This is a genomic window from Thiomonas delicata (assembly GCF_900088825.1).
GTDB lineage: Bacteria > Pseudomonadota > Gammaproteobacteria > Burkholderiales > Burkholderiaceae_C > Thiomonas_A > Thiomonas_A delicata.
In genome coordinates this window covers 68,489-85,194 of sequence record NZ_LT592171.1, presented here as the reverse complement: position 1 = coordinate 85,194, position 16,706 = coordinate 68,489, and the positions used below count along the sequence as shown (strand labels likewise).

Below are 16,706 nucleotides of genomic sequence, written 5' to 3'. Positions count from 1 at the left end.
GCCGCGCGACGGCGTGTCCTTCACCCACCGTGACCGAGCAACCCATGTCCACAACCCGCAGGAATCCAGCATGAAATCCGAAAAGACCGTCCGTCTGCAGATCAAGCTCATGTTCACGGACCAGGGCCAAGCGCAAGACCTCCAGGCCTACGCCTACACCAGCCAGGGCGGTTTCGTCGGCAGCGCCGCCCTGGACAAGGGGGCGGCGAGCGTGGAGATCCCGGCCGAATTCGACGGCCGCATGCTCGACGTCATCCTCGGCCCGCGGGTCGACAGGGATCAGCCCGTGCCGACCGCAGCAGGCCTCAAGCGCATGGGCGCATACGCGCAGCCGGTTCGCTTTCTGGTCGAGAAACCGCGGCTCGAGATCAAGGTGCCCAGCGTCGTTTTTCCGAAGTGGTGCCTCTGCTGGGTGCGCGGGCGCCTGGTCAAGCGCTTCACCTTGCCGGACGGCACGCACAAGGAGTTGCCGGTGTGCAATGCGCGTGTGCATGTCTGCGAGGTGGATCGCCTGTCCATCGTGATCCCCAGACTTCCCGATCGCGACATCCTGCGACTGCGCGACGATCTGCTCGACAAGCTGCGCGTGGTCCCTTGGCCGATTCCTCCGCGTCCATGGCCCGGTCCCGGGCCCTTGCGCGGCCCGCTGACGGGGCCGGCGACCGGGCCGGCGACCGGGCCGTCGCCGGGTCCGCTCGCCGCCACGATGCAGCCGCACGCGGCAAGCCTCGCGAGCGCGGCGCCGCAAACCGGCGGCTTGTCCGAGGCGGCGTCGCAGTCGGTTGTTGCCCTGGCCACGTCCCGTTCCGTGGCGCAGTTGCGTGCGCGGTTGATCGATCTTTCCAGCATCATCGCCATCCATCTGTGCGATCTGCAATACCTCTGGTCCTGGTTCCGGGTGGATTGCCTGACGACCGCCAACGTCGACAGCGAAGGCCGTTTCACCGCACTCGTCATCAACGACTGCAAGGATCGACCCGACCTGTACTTCTGGGTCGAGCAATTCCAGGACGGCGCCTGGGTCACCGTGTATCGCCCCAGCATCGGTTGCGGCACGCACTGGAACCATGCCTGTGGCAGCGAGATCGTGCTCAACCTGCCGGGCGCGGTGGCCTGCGAGGAGCCGTCTTACGAGGTTCCTCCGGGCGTCACCCTGTTCGTCTTGCCCTGGGCCGTTGCCCACGTGCCCATCTGGGGCATTCCGCCGGGGTCTGCGCCCGCACCGTTCGGCTGGCTGCGGTCCGACGGCCATCTCGACTACCTCGACGACATGCCGACGACCGCTCTCGGGGCCTTGTACAACGCGCCGTTCGGCGGCACGCTCAATTTCATTCACGACGACTCCTACTTCATCCCGTCGAGCGGGATCAAGTACTACCGCTACGCCTACAGCAGGGTGACCTCGGGGTCGAGCCCGAACACCGGCGCGAGCGATCCGACATGGACGCCCATCGCCACGCCGCTGGCGCGGGGCTATCGCCTGGAGTATTCCGGCGGCCGCCTGCCGACCTACGAAAGTTATCCCGTCGGTCCGGCGACCCATGGCCCGCACAGCGGCCTGTTCGAATTCAAACCACAACAGCCGCCGAACCCCGGCGGTACGGTGGTGGCCAGCGAATGGCTCAGCGGCAACGCGAGCGAAGTCGCCGCCAGCTGGAACACCCTGCTGGCCGCACCGCCACTGTCGGCCGACAACACCACCGACGACGCCGGGGCGTTCGAGATCAAGATCGAGGTGTTCGACCACGCCGGCAACCAGGTCATGCCCGGCGCATCCACGTTGCGCTTTCTGGCGCGCAACGCCGACGGCACCACCACCCGCCTCGCCACGCCGGCCGAGGAGGCGGGCGGCGCCTATGTGTTCCGGGTGCAGGTGGACAACAACGGCGTCGAGGCCGAACTGCCGCAACCCAGCATCGGCGGCGTGGCGGCAAGCGACGACTGCGGGTTCCTGCGCTACCAAGCCGGGGATTCGGTCCATGTGCAGTATCGGGCGGCACATCCCAACAATCACGCGGTCTTTGGTTTCGCCATCAAGCGCGGATCGAATGGCCTGGCGCTCGCCACCACGCTGGCGCCTTATGTCGAAGTGGCGGCGGCAAGCGCCCCCACGGCGTCCGCGCCCTACAACAAATCGGCCGGGTTCTACCAGCGCGACTTCGCGCCGGCTGACCTGGTGGGGACCTGCGTCAACGCCGCGTTTGCCGCCAGCCTGGGCGTGCATGCCAAGGCGACCAATGGGGATCAGCGCCTGGGCGGCATGGATACCTGGAAGTGGATCGCCTTCGCGCTGGCCGAGCAGGAGGGCAATGGCACGCCGTAACGCCGCGCCGTGGCCCGAGTCCGCATGCCCGGATTCGGTCGACCGCGCGGACCCTGTGTTTGTCCGACGATCCTTTTTCCGGCACGCCCACGGACACGGTCGCGCCACCACCGAGACACCCGAGTCCATGCAATTCACCATCCAGCTTACGCACGGCGCGACGCAAGCCATGCTGCGGAATCAGGATGCCACGCCGGACGCCGACGTCCAGAGCCTGAAGCGTCTTGTGCATGAGGCCGGGCTTGTCCTTCGGCCGATGCACCCCGGCGTGGCCGACCCCGAACTGCAGGCGTATTTCATCGCGGACGCGCCCGAAACCGTCGACACCCGGGTCGCGGTCGAGCGCATCCGCGCCTGCCCCGCTGTCCAAGCGGCCTATGTGAAGCCGCCGGATGCCCTTCCCTGAAGACCACCACCACGTTCACTGTCCCACCCGTTCGAGGAGCCCATCATGGCCAAATCTTCCAAAACCCCGTCCAACGGTGATCGTGCGCCGCATGCGCTCGATGCCGGATACCGCCGCGAGCTGATCGTCGTGGCCAAGCCTGATTACGACCTGCGCGCCACCGGGCGGGCAGCCATGACGTCCGCGGCCGGCGCGGACGTGCGCGCGCTGAACAAACTGCTCGACAGCGAAGACCTCACGCTCGAACCGCTGTTCGGCGACAGCGAGGACAGGCTGCGGGCGCAAACCAGCGCGATGGCCGCCGAAACCGGCGCCGACGTGCCCGACCTCGCCGTGTACTACCGTGTCGACGTGCCCGAGGCGCGCATGGAGGCGCTGGCCGAGCGCCTGTGCAAGCTCGACGGCATCGAGGCCGCCTATGTGAAGCCGCCCGCCGTGCCCGCCGATTTCGACTTCCAGCTCAACGCCATGCCGGCCGCGGGCGTCGAGCCGCCGGCGGTGACGCCGGATTTCACGTCGCGCCAGATCTATCTGAACCCCGCGCCGGCAGGCATCGACGCGCAGTACGCCTGGACCCAGCCTGGCGGGCGCGGCGCCGGCGTCAACATCATCGACATCGAGTGGGGCTGGCGCTTCAACCACGGGGATCTGCGGCAGAACCAGAGCGGCGTGGTCTCGGGAACCAGTTCGTCGGACGACAACCACGGCACCGCGGTGCTCGGCGAGTTCAGCGGCGACCGCAACGGCTTCGGCATCACCGGCATCAGCCCGGACGCCCAGGTCAGCGCGGTGTCGCTGGTGAGCAATTCCACGGCGCAAGCGATCCGCATCGCCGCCGACCGGCTGCGCCCCGGCGACATCATGCTGCTCGAGGTGCATCGCGCCGGTCCGCGCGCGGCGTCGGGCTCGGGGCAGTTCGGCTACATCGCCATCGAGTGGTGGCCGGACGACTACGCCGCCATCCGTTATGCCGTCAGCAAGGGCGTCATCGTGGTGGAAGCCGCCGGCAACGGCGGGCAGAACCTGAGCGACCCGGTGTACGACGCCCGCCCGGCCGGCTTTCCGGCCAGTTGGCGCAACCCGTTCAACACCGCCAACCCCAGTTCCGGCGCGGTGGTCGCAGGCGCCGGCTTGCCGCCCGCGGGAACCCATGGCCGCAACGCCCAGCCCGGCTGGGGCGATGTCTACGCCGACCGTGGCCGCTGCTTCTTTTCCAACTATGGCGCGCGGGTGGATGCGCAGGGCTGGGGCTGGGAAGTCACCAGCACCGGCTACGGCGATTTGCAGGGCGGTGCCAACCGCGACCTCTGGTACACCGACCAGTTCAGCGGCACGTCCAGCGCGTCGCCCATCGTCGTCGGCGCCCTGGCTTCGGTCCAGGGCGTGCTGCGTGCGCGTGGGCGCATTCCGCTGACGCCGGCCCGCGCCATCGATCTGCTGCGCACCACCGGTTCGCCGCAGCAGGACGGGCCGGCTTTCACTTTTCTGCCGAACATGACGGGTTCCGGCTACCCGCAGAACCACCCGGCGCGTCCGCGCACCCAGCGCATCGGCAACCGTCCCAACCTGCGCCAGCTCATCGTCAGCGCGCTGCAGACGCGGGAATGGATCGGCGTGCAGTTCACCGGTACGGTCGCCGCCGGGCAAACCCAGCGCTGGTTCACCTACCGCTGGCCTGCGCACTGGCATGTGGTGTGGACCGTGGTGCCCACCAGCACGCGCCCCGGCGCGCCGCAGATCGAGTGGAAGGTGCAGGTGGAGCGCGCCTCGGACGCCTACATCACCTACTGGATCAGCATCACGAACCTGAATCCCGATCCGGTGAACATCGAAGCGCGCTACGCCGTGCTCGGCTGGTAAACCCGTGGCCGGGGCCGTTCGCGGTTCCCGGCCACGCATGTCGATCCAAATCTGGATGGAGAAAGCATCATGCGCATCATCATCGAAACGGACAGATCCGATTCCTTCACCGTGGCGTCGCCGGCGGCCACGGTGACGGCCACCGGGCTCGACGGCGGGCCGCCGCCCGCGAGCCTGTTGCAGACGGGCGGAGGCACTCTGGCCGCGAAGCAGCCGGGCATCGACGCCGGCCCGGTGCAAGACTGGTTGCTGCAGGCCATCGAGGGCAACGGATCCTCGGCCTGAGCTCGGCGGCACGCGCGCGCCAAGGGGGGCGCGCCGCCGAGCTCGGGGGTGCTCGCCCGGGCTTCAGCCGCGGGCGGGCCCCGCCTCGACAGGCCACAGCCGATCCACCAGTTCCCGCGCACGCGCGGCGACCTGTGCGTCCGGCACGATGACCCGGCCCCATTCGCGCCGGGTCTCGCCGGGCCATTTGTGCGTGGCGTCCAGGCCCATCTTGCCGCCCAGGCCGCTCTCGGGCGAGGCGAAGTCGAGGTAGTCGATGGGCGTGTGGTCGATCAGCGTGGTGTCGCGTACCGGGTCCATGCGGGTGGTGACGGCCCAGATCACGTCGCGCCAGTTGCGGATGTCCACGTCGTCGTCGGTCACGATGATGAATTTGGTGTACATGAACTGGCGCAGGAAACTCCACACCCCGAACATCACCCGCTTGGCATGCCCGGCGTACTGCTTGCGCATCGCCACCACCGCCAGCCGGTAGGAGCAGCCCTCGGGCGGCAGGTAGAAGTCGGTGATTTCCGGGAACTGCTGCTGCAGCAGCGGCACGAACACCTCGTTCAAGGCCACGCCCAGCACGGCCGGTTCATCCGGCGGCTTGCCGGTGTAGGTGGAGTGGTAAATAGGGTTGTCTCGCATGGTGATGCGCTGCACCTCGAACACCGGGAACCAGTCCTGCTCGTTGTAGTAGCCGGTGTGGTCGCCGAACGGGCCTTCCAGCGCGTGCAGATAGCCGCCGCGCTCGGCGAGCTTCACTCCCGTTTCGCTCTCGCCGGCGAAGCCGGGTTCGGCCGGAGGAATGTGCCCCTCGAGCACGATTTCGGCGTGCGCCGGCACCTGCAGCTCCAGCCCGAGGCAGCGCGCCAGCTCGGTGCGCCCGCCGCGCAACAAACCGGCGAACTGGTATTCGCTCAGTGAATCCGGCACCGGGGTCACCGCCCCCAGGATGGTGGCCGGGTCGGCCCCCAGCGCCACGGCGATGGGGAAGGGCTGGCCGGGGTGGGCTGCGGCATGGTCGCGAAAATCCAGCGCGCCGCCACGGTGGGCCAGCCAGCGCATGATGAGTTGCCTGCGGCCGATGCGCTGCTGGCGGTAGATGCCCAGATTCTGCCGCGGCTTGCGCGGTCCGCGCGTAACCACCAGGCCCCAGGTCAGCAGCGGGGCGGCGTCGCCGGGCCAGCAGGTCTGCAGCGGCAGCTGGTTCAAGTCGAGTTCCGCGCCTTCCAGCACCTGCTGCTGGCAGGGCGGCTTGCGGATTTCGGCCGGGCGCATGTCCCATACCGCGCGCACGAGCTGCAGCAGGTCGCCGGTGTCTTTCAGGCCGCGCGGCGGCTCGGGCTGCTTCAGCCGCGCCAGGACTTCGCCGATGCGGCGCAGCTCGGCCACGTCCTCAACCCCCATGCCCATTGCCACGCGGCGCGGCGTGCCGAACAGATTGCCCAGCACCGGCATGGCATAGCCCGCGGGCCGGCGAAACAGCAGCGCCGGCCCGGCGCGCCGCAGCATGGCGTCGCACACGGCGGTCATCTCCAACTGCGGCGAGACGGGCTCATCCACCTCCAGCAACTGGCGCTGGGTTTGCAAGACACCCAGGAAATCCCTGAGATCGCGGTATTTCATAGACATTAAAGTTTTGTTTTTGTAGTTCTTATAGATTGACAGGATATAAGGAGACTTTAAAATCCGGTCTGCTTGAGCACAATAGACCGTCAGCACCGTGCGGCGTGCCAACAAAACGTCCCGAAACAGCCCCCGGCATGAGACAAGCCGGCAACGATGCAACAGCATCTTAGGCGCGAGGCTCCATCAGGAACCCATTTCGGATCTGTGCCCGGCATCTGTGCCGTTCTCGCCGCACCGACCGTGCGGCATGCAGCGCAGGCGCCATTTGACACAGGAGAACAAGATGTCGAATCCGTCACAGGCCCAAGCCCAACCCCTGAGTTGGCGCTCTCTCGGAGCCGAAGTTCTGGAGTGGACCCACCACACGCTCATGATGGTGGGTTTTTTCGTCGTGGCCACGGGTGCCTTTCTCTATTTGCACCCTCAAACCGTGCTGTCGCTGGAGAAAAGCGTCAGCCAGTGGGTGGTGGCGCGCAAGGCTGCCGTCGAGGAGTTGCAGGCCATGGGCCAGCAAGCCGAGGACGACGCTGCCGGGCCCGAACTGGTGGGAGCCGCCGCCACCGGACCTCAGCTCGACCGCGCCCAGCTGGCGGTCGCCAACTGGCTGTCGCGCCGTTACAGCATCGCCCCGCTGGCGATGCAGGAACTGGTCAGCAGCGCCTGGCAGGTGGGCAAGCAGGAGCACCTCGATCCCACCTTGATCCTCGCCGTCATGGCGGTCGAGTCCTCCTTCAATCCTTTCGCGCAAAGCAGCGTGGGCGCCACAGGCCTGATGCAGGTGATGCCGACGGTGCACCGGGACAAGTTCGCCCCCTATGGCGGGGCGCGCGCCAGCATCGACCCGATGGCCAACGTCAAGGTCGGCGCGCTGGTGCTGAAAAACGCCATTGCGCGCGGCGGATCGCTGGAGGCCGGGCTGCGGCTTTATGTCGGCGCCACATCGGCGGCAACCGAGGGCGGCTACGCTGCCAAGGTGATGGCTGAGCAGGCGCGGCTGGCCCGTGTCGTCGCCCAGAGCGGGGGCGCCTCGAAAACGCCCTTGACCGCCGCGGCGCAGCCAGCCGCTCCCGCGCTCCCGGCGCCCAAGGCCGAGCAGACCGCCAGCAGCCAGTCCACGACCGGCAGCGCCGCGCCCCGCAAGACCTGACCAAACGTGCGCGGCATCCCGGCAGGCATGGCCGGGAATCATCTGCGCGCCGCTGCGCGGCGTGCCCTGCGCTACCATTTTGGCGTTGCGCAACTGGCGATAAGACGGCACGGCCGATCATCCGGAACAGCTCGTCGAGGTGGACAACCACCGGGAAGCGCAACGTTCGCCGCCGTTCGCCTGGGCCCCCACGATGCGCTGCCGGTCTGCTTGCGGGCCGGCAGCGCCTACGCCACAGCAGCCTGCAAGGACCCACGCCCATGTTCGACCGCCACGTCACCATCGCCCAGACCGATCCCGATCTCTGGGCCGCCATCCAGAGCGAGAACCGCCGCCAGCACGAGCATCTCGAACTCATCGCCTCCGAGAACTACGCCTCGCCCGCGGTGATGCAGGCGCAGGGTACCCAGCTCACCAACAAATACGCCGAGGGTTACCCCGGCAAGCGTTACTACGGCGGTTGCGAATATGTCGATATCGCCGAAACCCTGGCCATCGACCGCGTCAAACAGCTATTCGGCGCCGATGCCGCCAACGTGCAGCCGCATTGCGGCGCTTCGGCCAACGAGGCCGTGTTCCTCGCCTTCCTCAAGCCGGGCGACACCATCATGGGCATGAGCCTGGCCGAAGGCGGCCACCTCACCCACGGCATGCCGCTGAACATGAGCGGCAAGTGGTTCAACATCGTGCCCTACGGCCTGGACGCGAACGAGGCCATCGACTACGACCGCATGGAAGCGCTGGCCCATCAGCACAAGCCCAAGCTCATCGTCGCGGGCGCCTCAGCCTACAGCCTGCGCATCGATTTCGCCCGCTTCGCCAAGGTGGCGAAGGACGTGGGCGCCATTTTCATGGTGGACATGGCCCACTACGCCGGGCTCATCGCGGCCGGCATCTACCCCAGCCCCGTTCCGCATGCCGACGTGGTCACCTCCACCACGCACAAGACCCTGCGCGGCCCGCGCGGCGGCATCATCCTCATGAAGGCCGAGCACGAGAAGGCCATCAACTCGGCCATCTTCCCGGGCTTGCAGGGCGGGCCGCTGATGCACGTCATCGCCGCCAAGGCCGTGGCGTTCAAGGAGGCGCTCGCGCCCGAGTTCCAGGTCTATCAGAAACAGGTGCTGGCCAACGCGCAAGCCATGGCGCAGGCGCTGCAGCAGCGCGGCCTGCGCATCGTCAGCGGGCGCACCGAGAGCCACCTCATGCTGGTGGACTTGCGCGCCAAGGGCATCACCGGCAAGGAGGCCGAGGCCCTGCTCGGCCAGGCCCACATCACGGTGAACAAGAACGCCATCCCGAACGATCCGCAAAAGCCCATGGTCACTTCCGGCATCCGCATCGGCACGCCGGCCATGACCACGCGCGGCTTCAAGGAAGCCCAGGTGGTGCAGACCGCTGACCTCATCGCCGACATGCTCGACGCGCCCCAGGACGCCGCCGTCCTGGCGCGCGTGCGCAAGGCCGTGCAGGCGCTGGCCGACGCTTATCCGGTGTACTCGGGCGACGCGGGCGCAGACCTAGCGTGAACAGGCCCTAAGCTGCCAGCCAGGCCGCCCATTGCGCGAACAGCGCCGCGTCTCCCGCGGCGACGGCCGAGCGTTTGTCCAGGGTATTGTTGAACACGGGGCTGCCGTTCAGGCTGCGACTGTGGCCGCCGGCCTCGGCGAGGACGAGACCACCGGCGGCGTAATCCCACAGACCTTGGCTGCCGTGCAGGTAGAGATGGAAGCGACCGGCAGCCAGCCAGCACCAGTCGAGCGCGACCGAGCCGATGGAGCGCTGCGAGCTGTAGGGCGGCCGGGTGGCGAGTCGCGCGGCCAGCGGGGCGGGCAGGCGCTTGAAGTCGACGCAGGCGATGGCCTTGGCCAGCGGCACCTGGGTGGCGGGCGTGGGCAGCGGCTGGCCGTTGAGGCTGGCGCCACGGCCGAGGGTGGCGCTGAAGAGTTCGTCGCGCATGACGTCGAACACCACGCCGAGGCGCACCAGTCCGCCCTGCAGCCAGGCCAGCGAGGGGCCGAACACGGGCAGGCCGGCGGCGAAGTTGCTGGTGCCGTCCAGCGGGTCGAGCACCCACAGGCCCGGACCCTCGGGGTCCGCGGCCTCGGCGGCCATCAGGCGGGTTTGCAGCTCGACGGGCATTTCCTCGCCGAGCAGGGGGATGTGGGGCCAGAGCGCGGCGAGATCGTGCTGCACGCGGCGCTGCATGGCGAGGTCGGCGTCGGTGACCCAGGTGCCGTCGGCCTTGAGCCGGGCGTTGGGGTCCTGCGCGCGGGGGAGGATTTCCTGCAGCGCGGCCTGGCGGACCAGCCGGGCGACGCGTGCGAGGTCGGGAGCGGCGGGGCCGGGCATGGCTCAGGTTCCCGGCACGAGGATGGTGGGGGCGGCCGGCGCGGCGGTTTGGGGCCAGTCGAGGCTGTAATGCAGGCCTCGGCTTTCGTGGCGCAACTGGGCCGAGCGCACGATGAGCTCGGCCACCTGCAGCAGGTTGCGCAGTTCGAGCAGGTCGCGGTTGACGCGGAAGTTGGCGTAGAACTCGTGCACCTCGGCGTCGAGCAGTGCGATGCGGTGGGCGGCGCGCTCCAGGCGCTTGTTGGTGCGCACGATGCCGACGTAGTTCCACATCAGCCGGCGCAACTCATCCCAGTTGTGGGAGATGACGACCAGCTCGTCGGCGTCGCTGACGCGGCTTTCGTCCCAGGGGCGGGGGGATGGCAGGGCGGGCGGGGTTTGCGTGGCGATGGCACGCGCCGCGGCGCTGCCGAACACCACGCATTCCAGCAGCGAGTTGCTGGCCAGGCGGTTGGCCCCGTGCAGGCCGGTGTAGGCCACTTCGCCCACCGCGTACAGGCCGGGCAGGTCGGTGCGCCCGGCCAGGTCGGTGAGCACGCCGCCGCAAGTGAAGTGCACCGCGGGCACCACGGGAATGGGTTCGCGCGCCATGTCGATGCCGAGGTCCAGGCAGCGCTGGTAGATGGTGGGGAAGTGGTGACGGATGAAGTCTTCGCCCTTGTGGGTGATGTCCAGGTGCACGCAGTCCAACCCGTGCTTTTTCATCTCGAAGTCGATGGCGCGCGCCACCACGTCGCGCGGGGCGAGTTCGGCGCGCTCGTCGTGCGCGGGCATGAAGCGGGTGCCGTCGGGCAGGCGCAGGATGCCGCCCTCGCCGCGCACCGCCTCGGAGATGAGGAAGCTCTTGGCCTTGGGGTGGTAGAGACAGGTGGGGTGGAACTGAATGAATTCCATGTTCGCCACACGGCAGCCGGCGCGCCAGGCCATGGCGATGCCGTCGCCGCTGGCGGTGTCGGGGTTGGTGGTGTAGCGGTACACCTTGCCGGCGCCGCCGGTGGCCAGCACCGTGTGCGGCGCGGCGAAGGTTTCCACGCGGCCGCTGGCGGTATTCAGCGCGTAGGCGCCCCAGCAGCGTTGGCCGTCGGCCATGTCCATGTGGCGGCTGGCGATGAGGTCCACCGCGACCAGGTTTTCGAGCAGCGTGATGCGGGGGTGCGCGCGCGCCGCCGCCAGCAGGGTGCGCTGCACGGCGGCGCCGGTGGCGTCGGCCACATGGGCGATGCGGCGCTGGCTGTGGCCGCCCTCGCGCGTGAGGTGCAATGCGCTGCCCTCGGTGTCGAAGGGCACGCCCTGCGCGCGCAGCCAGGCGATCGCCTCGGGGCCGTGCTCGACGACGAAGCGGGTGGCCGGCAGGTCGTTGAGCATGGCGCCGGCGACCATGGTGTCGTGCACATGGGCGTCGAAGCTGTCGCCCTCGGCGAGCACGGCGGCGATGCCGCCTTGCGCCCACTGGCTGGACGACATTTCAAGCTCGCGCTTGGCCAGCACGGTGACCTGGTGGCGTTCGGCGAGTTGCAGGGCGCAGCTCAGGCCGGCCAGGCCGCCGCCGATGATGAGAACGTCGCTTGGGTGCATGGGGAATTCAAGGGTCGTGGAAGTCCGGACGACAAGTCCGCATTGTCCATGGGATCCCGCGCTGAAGTCGCTTGGTCGGGCGCCATCCCGCGCGTGCGCGTGGTCAGCATTCCAGGTTGTCGATCAGGCGGGTGGGGCCGAGCCTGGCGGCGCCCAGGGCGACGAGGTCGACGCCCTGGCGCAGCTCTTGCTCGCCGGGCGGCAGCAAGTCGCCGCGGCGGCGCAGGGTGAGATAGTCGGGGGCCCAGCCGCGTGCGGCGAGGTCGCGCGCGGCGCGGGTCTCCAGCGCCAGCAGTTGCGCCGGCGTGGCGGCGTGTCGTGCGTCATTAGCTAACCCGAGCAGCGCGCGCTGCAGCGCGGGCGCTTCGGCGCGTTGCGCGGCGCTGAGGTAGCCGTTGCGCGAGGACAGCGCCAGTCCGTCGGCGTCGCGCACGGTGTCCAGGCCGACGATGTCCAGCGGCAGGGCGAACTGCGCCACCATGCGGCGGATCAGCAGCAACTGCTGGTAGTCCTTCTTGCCGAATACGGCCCAGCGCGGCTGCACCATCTGGAACAGCTTCATCACCACGGTGGCCACGCCCTCGAAATGGCCGGGGCGCACGGCGCCTTCGAGAATGCCGGCCAGCGCCGGGTCGGGCTGGATGCGGAAGACCTGCGGCTGCGGGTACATCTCGGCCTCGTCGGGCGCGAACAGCAGGTCGCAGCCGGCCTCCTGCAGCAGCTGGGCGTCGCGCGGCAGGGTGCGCGGGTAGCGGTCGAAATCCTCGTTCGGCCCGAACTGCAGGCGGTTGACGAAGATGCTGGCGACCACCGGCGCCTTGAGTTCGCGGGCGCGCGCGACGAGCGCCAGATGGCCGGCGTGGAGGTTGCCCATGGTGGGGACCAGGGCCCAGTCGCTGCGGCGGCGCAGTTCGGCGCGCAGTTCGGCGAGGGTGTGGACGGTATGCATGCTGGGTTGGGGCCCCGGTTCAGGCGCTGTAGCCGTGCAGCGCCTCGTCGGGGAAGGCGCCGGACTTCACGTCGCGCACGTAGCTGCGCACGGCGTCGCCGATGCTGGCGGCGCCTTGCATGAAGTTGCGCACGAAGCGGGGCTTGGTGCCGGCGGTGATGTCCAGCATGTCGTGCAGCACCAGCACCTGGCCGTGGGTTCTCTGGCCGGCACCGATGCCGATGGTGATGCCGGGGTAGCCGGCGCTGATGTCGGCGGCCAGATCGGAGGGGACGAGTTCGAGCACCAGCATCGCCGCGCCGGCCCGGCCGAGCTCGCGGGCGTGCGCGCGCAGGTTTTGCGCGGCGGCGGCGTCGCGCCCCTGGATGCGGTAGCCGCCGAGGGCATGCACGCTCTGCGGCGTGAGGCCGAGGTGCGCGCACACGGGTATGCCGCGTTCGACCAGCGCGGCGACGATCGGCGCGGTCCAGCCGCCGCCTTCGAGCTTGACCATCTGCGCGCCGGCCTGCATCAGCGCCGCACTGCTGGCAACGGCCTGCTCGACGCCGCCCTGGTAGCTGCCGAAAGGCAGATCGGCGATGAGCCAGGCGCCGCGGTTGCCGCGCGCCACGCAGCCGGTGTGGTAGGCCATCTGCTCGAGCGTCACGGGCAGGGTGGACGGGTGTCCCTGCATCACCATGCCGAGCGAATCGCCCACCAGCAGGCAGTCCACGCCGCAATCGTCCAGCAGCCTGGCGCTGGCGGCGTCGTAGGCGGTGAGCATGGCCACCTTCTCGCCGGCCTCGCGCATCGCGCGCAGGCGGTGCAGGGTCACGGTTTTGCGCCCTGCGGCGGGCACGGGGCCGCCACCATAGGCGGGAGGGGGAGTCTCAGTGGTCATGGCCGTGTTTGAAAATGCCGGCAGGGCGGGGCGCCGCGCTGCCTCGGGTTGGGGCGAGGACACTTGGAGGCGGTCCGGTGTCTTGTTGCTTGTGAGAGGTCGCCATTATGCGTGGCCCGACCTGGCGGCGGGAGGATCGACGGATGCCGCCCACGGGATCGTCAGCTCGGCGTGTAGGACAGGCGCACGTACAGCGGCGCATAGGCCTCGGCCTGTGTGATCTGGATCAACCCTTCGCGCGCGAGTTCGAGCAGGGCGATGAAGGTGACCACGGCGTAGCCCGTGCCGCGCGCGGGTTCGAACAGGTCCTGGAACTCGGCGAAGCGCCGGTCCTGCAGGCGGCGCAGCACCTGGCTCATGACCTCGCGCACGGAGATCTGCTCGCGCGTGATGGTGTGGTGGGCGTTGAGCCGCGCGCGCTGCAGCACATCGGCCCAGGCGGCGCGCAACTCCTCCACGCTCACCTCGGGCAGCAGCAGGCGGGCGGACTTTTCCACCACCACCTGCACGCGCCAGAAGTCGCGGCCGGCCTGGGGCAGGGCCTCGATGTCCTGCGCCGCCAGCTTCATGCGCTCGTACTCCAGCAGCCGGCGCACCAGCTCGGCGCGCGGATCCTCGGCCTCCTGCCCCTCCGCCGCGGGGGGGCGGGGCAGCAGCATGCGCGACTTGATCTCGATCAGCATCGCCGCCATCAGCAGGTACTCGGCGGCGAGTTCCAGGTTGTGCTGGCGGATCTGCTCCACGTACTGCAGGTACTGGCGCGTGACCTGGGCCATCGGGATGTCGAGGATGTTGAAGTGCTGGCGCCGGATGAGGTAGAGCAGCAGGTCAAGCGGACCCTCGAAGGCTTCGAGGAAGACCTCCAGCGCGTCGGGCGGGATGTACAGGTCCTGCGGCAGCTGGAACAGCGGCTGGCCGTACAGCCGCGCCACGGCCAAGCCGTCCACGGTGGCGGGCGTGGTGTCGGCGGCGGACGGGGCGTCCACGGCCCATTGCTCGGGCGTCATGGGATAGTCAGGCGGCGTTCAGCGATGCGGCGCGGCTCCATCCGCGCCGGCCCGTTCAGTCCTGGCCGTAAACATAGGGCTTCTGCGGCACATGCGCGGCGTCGAAGGCCGCGCGCAGCTCGGCATCCTGCGGCTTGTCCCACAACAGGGCGCGGCCTTGCTTCTGCCTGGCTTCCAGCTCCGGGTTCTGCACTTTCAGGCTTTGCAGGAAGCGCGTGGCTTCCGAGACATAGGGTTTGACGACCAGTGGCATGGTTTGAAGTCTCGTTGTCGGCGAAAATAGGAATCTTAGGGCGCGCTGCCCGGACGCTCGCAAATGCGTGCCGGGGTCGACGAAAACGCGGGAACGTCTGGGCCCCGCATGCCTGCTGCCGCAAGCGCCTGTTGCGCGGCAAGCCAGGCGGCATCGGGTCGCGGCACGACCCCGTTGCCGCCCAGGGTTCGGCTGATGGCGGGGTCTTCCGGCGTGAACAATTCGGCCCCGGTGCTGGTGAACAGCATCACCAAGGGTCGGCGCAGGGCTGCGGCCAGGTGGCTGAAGCCGGTGTCCACGCCGACCACCAGCGCGGCGCCGGCCAGCAGGTGGGCCATGTCGGTGACGCTGCCGCGGTCGGCCAGTCTGGCGCGTCCGGCCGGCCAGGCGGCGATGAGCCGCTCGGCGCGGTCGCGCTCGGCGGCGTTGCCCCAGGGCAGGACCAACTGCAGGTCTTGCGCGATGAGCCGTTCGCCCAGCGCCCGCCAGTGTTCCACCGGCCAGAGTTTTTCCGGCTTGGAGGCGCCGTGCGCCAGCACCGCGTAGGCGGGCCGCTCGGGGCTCGATGCCGAAAAGGCGTGGCGGATGGCGTAGTCGGCGGGCCGGCTGGTGTCGGTGTCCAGCACGGCGCGGGCGAACAGCCGGCGGCCCTCGGTGCCGTGGATGCCGGGCGGGCGGGAGAAGTGCAGGTGGTAGGCGCGCGCGGCCAGCGGTTCGCCGCCGCAGTCCGGCGCCGAATAGCCCACGCGCAGCGGGCTTTTGGCGAGGCGGGCGACGATGGCGCTCTTGAGCACGCTGTGCGGGTCCCACACCAGGTCGTAGGTCTGGGCGCGCAGGGCGCGGAATTGGGCGAGCAGTTCGCGCCAGGCGCCGGCGTTTGCGGGGGCGTTCTGCACGGCTTTCAAGGGCAGGGCGAACACCCGGCGCACGGCGGGATGCAGGCGGGGAATGTCGGCGAAGCGGGCGTCGACCGCCCAGTCGATGGCGATGCCGGGCCAGCGCGCGGCGATGTCGGACACCGCCGGCAGGGTCTGCACCTGATCGCCCATCGCCGAAATCTGCACCAGCAGCAGGCTGCGCGGCGCCTGCGGCAGTCCGGCCTGGCCCCAGCGCAGAGGCAATCGCGGCAGTTGCGTGCGCGTCATGCCGTGCGGGGCACGAGCGCGCGGCCCAGCTGGCGTTCGAGCACGCGCAGCGGCGCGGTGTCGGGTACGAACTGGTTGTCCACGTCCAGATAGAAGGTCTGCTCCATCATGTGCTGGCCGGCCATCACGGCGTGCAGCACCTGGTCGGAGAACACCACCCAGGTGGCGCCCGGCGCGAAGTCCACGGTTTGCTGCGGGGACTGGCTCTGGAACGAGGCATCGGCCTTGGCCAGGTCGTGCAGCTGCAGCATGGCGTGGTCGTAGGGCGTGCGGCGCGACTTGGTGACGTGCAGCGCCTGCAGCAGCCAGGCCGAACCGGGCAGGGCCGAACGCAGGCGCGGGGCGTAGCGCTCGGCCAGATCGGCGAAAGGCTCGCCCACGCGCCAGACGCGCGGTTTGCCGTCGCGGTTGAGGTTGGTGAACACGCGCAGCAGGCGCACCCCTTGCGTCGGATTGGAGGGGAAGGCGTCGACATGCAGCCGGGTGTCGTCCTTGCGCCAGGAGCTTTCGCGGCCTTCGACGGCGAAGGGGCGCAGCGAGGCGTTGCCGGCGCGCAGCTTGCCGCGGTAGTGCGGGAACAGCCGGTCGACGAGCTGCTGCGCCTGCGCCGCGAAGCGCCGGATCATGGCTTGCAGCGCCGCCAGGTCATCGGCCGACCCTTGCGCGCCGCGCAGCTCGTTCTGCCCGCGCAGGCTGATGTTCTTGGATCTGCCGTCGCTCCAGGCCGGGTCGAGGAAGCGCGCCTCGCCGGGCAGCAGGGCGAAGGCGAGCTGCGGGAAGTGCAGCACATGCCCGCCCTCGACCAGATGCTCGACGTGGCGCGTGGGCCCGGTGTCGTCCCATGCCGTGTCGGGCAGGGTGCGCAGGACGTCGTTGGGGGCGGGCGTGCTCATGGCGCTTCTCCTGGCTG

The 16,706-nt window shown here is 69.3% G+C and carries 15 protein-coding genes and 1 riboswitch; of the genes, 6 read left to right on the top strand and 9 right to left on the bottom strand.

From position 1 onward, the window contains the following. Positions 1-70 precede the first annotated feature (70 nt). From THIARS_RS09980 to THIARS_RS09965, 4 genes are all read left to right on the top strand, one after another. Positions 71-2,323 (top strand): hypothetical protein, encoded by a 2,253-nt coding sequence (locus THIARS_RS09980; RefSeq protein ID WP_094160814.1) that lies wholly within the window; start codon positions 71-73, stop codon positions 2,321-2,323. Positions 2,324-2,450: 127 nt separating this feature from the next. Beyond that, positions 2,451-2,729, top strand: a complete 279-nt coding sequence (locus tag THIARS_RS09975) for a hypothetical protein (protein WP_141202384.1) — start codon at positions 2,451-2,453, stop codon at positions 2,727-2,729. A 45-nt stretch (positions 2,730-2,774) separates the two neighbouring features. Then, entirely contained in the window at positions 2,775-4,589 is a 1,815-nt protein-coding gene (locus tag THIARS_RS09970) for a S8 family serine peptidase (protein ID WP_094160812.1), read from the top strand. Between the two features lie 69 nt (positions 4,590-4,658). Next, the gene (locus tag THIARS_RS09965; RefSeq protein ID WP_094160811.1) at positions 4,659-4,874 is read left to right on the top strand and encodes a hypothetical protein; all 216 of its coding nucleotides are present in this window, start codon (positions 4,659-4,661) and stop codon (positions 4,872-4,874) included. Positions 4,875-4,937: 63 nt separating this feature from the next. Here the strand turns inward: THIARS_RS09965 and ubiD are convergent, their stop codons facing one another. Continuing rightward, positions 4,938-6,485, bottom strand: a complete 1,548-nt coding sequence (ubiD, locus tag THIARS_RS09960; protein ID WP_094160810.1) for a 4-hydroxy-3-polyprenylbenzoate decarboxylase — start codon at positions 6,483-6,485, stop codon at positions 4,938-4,940. Between the two features lie 286 nt (positions 6,486-6,771). On the opposite strand from ubiD, the gene THIARS_RS09955 reads away from it, so the two are divergent. Beyond that, a complete protein-coding gene (locus THIARS_RS09955; RefSeq protein WP_094162054.1) occupies positions 6,772-7,635 on the top strand; it encodes a transglycosylase SLT domain-containing protein in 864 nt (287 codons plus the stop codon). Between the two features lie 79 nt (positions 7,636-7,714). Further along, positions 7,715-7,828, top strand: a riboswitch (ZMP/ZTP riboswitch). A gap of 67 nt (positions 7,829-7,895) precedes the next feature. Further along, entirely contained in the window at positions 7,896-9,164 is a 1,269-nt protein-coding gene (gene glyA / locus THIARS_RS09950; RefSeq protein ID WP_094160809.1) for a serine hydroxymethyltransferase, read from the top strand. A gap of 7 nt (positions 9,165-9,171) precedes the next feature. Here the strand turns inward: glyA and THIARS_RS09945 are convergent, their stop codons facing one another. From THIARS_RS09945 to kdoO, 8 genes are all read right to left on the bottom strand, one after another. Beyond that, positions 9,172-9,987, bottom strand: a complete 816-nt coding sequence (locus THIARS_RS09945; protein ID WP_094160808.1) for an inositol monophosphatase family protein — start codon at positions 9,985-9,987, stop codon at positions 9,172-9,174. A 3-nt stretch (positions 9,988-9,990) separates the two neighbouring features. Beyond that, entirely contained in the window at positions 9,991-11,562 is a 1,572-nt protein-coding gene (gene nadB / locus THIARS_RS09940; RefSeq protein ID WP_094160807.1) for an L-aspartate oxidase, read from the bottom strand. A 103-nt stretch (positions 11,563-11,665) separates the two neighbouring features. Then, complete coding sequence (gene panC, locus THIARS_RS09935; RefSeq protein WP_094160806.1) at positions 11,666-12,511, bottom strand: pantoate--beta-alanine ligase; 846 nt, start codon at positions 12,509-12,511, stop codon at positions 11,666-11,668. Positions 12,512-12,530: 19 nt separating this feature from the next. Then, positions 12,531-13,391, bottom strand: coding sequence for a 3-methyl-2-oxobutanoate hydroxymethyltransferase (gene panB / locus THIARS_RS09930; protein ID WP_094160805.1), 861 nt, complete (start codon positions 13,389-13,391; stop codon positions 12,531-12,533). A gap of 161 nt (positions 13,392-13,552) precedes the next feature. Beyond that, complete coding sequence (locus THIARS_RS09925) at positions 13,553-14,398, bottom strand: segregation and condensation protein A (RefSeq protein WP_094160804.1); 846 nt, start codon at positions 14,396-14,398, stop codon at positions 13,553-13,555. A 55-nt stretch (positions 14,399-14,453) separates the two neighbouring features. Further along, on the bottom strand, positions 14,454-14,651 hold the full coding sequence (locus THIARS_RS09920) for a DUF3460 family protein (protein WP_094160803.1): 198 nt from the start codon (positions 14,649-14,651) through the stop codon (positions 14,454-14,456). Positions 14,652-14,686: 35 nt separating this feature from the next. After that, positions 14,687-15,796 carry a lipopolysaccharide heptosyltransferase I gene (gene waaC / locus THIARS_RS09915; RefSeq protein WP_094160802.1) on the bottom strand — a complete coding sequence of 370 codons (1,110 nt, stop codon included), beginning with the start codon at positions 15,794-15,796 and terminating at the stop codon, positions 14,687-14,689. Further along, positions 15,793-16,689 carry a Kdo hydroxylase KdoO gene (kdoO, locus tag THIARS_RS09910; protein ID WP_094160801.1) on the bottom strand — a complete coding sequence of 299 codons (897 nt, stop codon included), beginning with the start codon at positions 16,687-16,689 and terminating at the stop codon, positions 15,793-15,795. Before kdoO ends, waaC begins: the two co-directional genes overlap by 4 nt. Between the last annotated feature and the right edge of the window lie 17 nt (positions 16,690-16,706).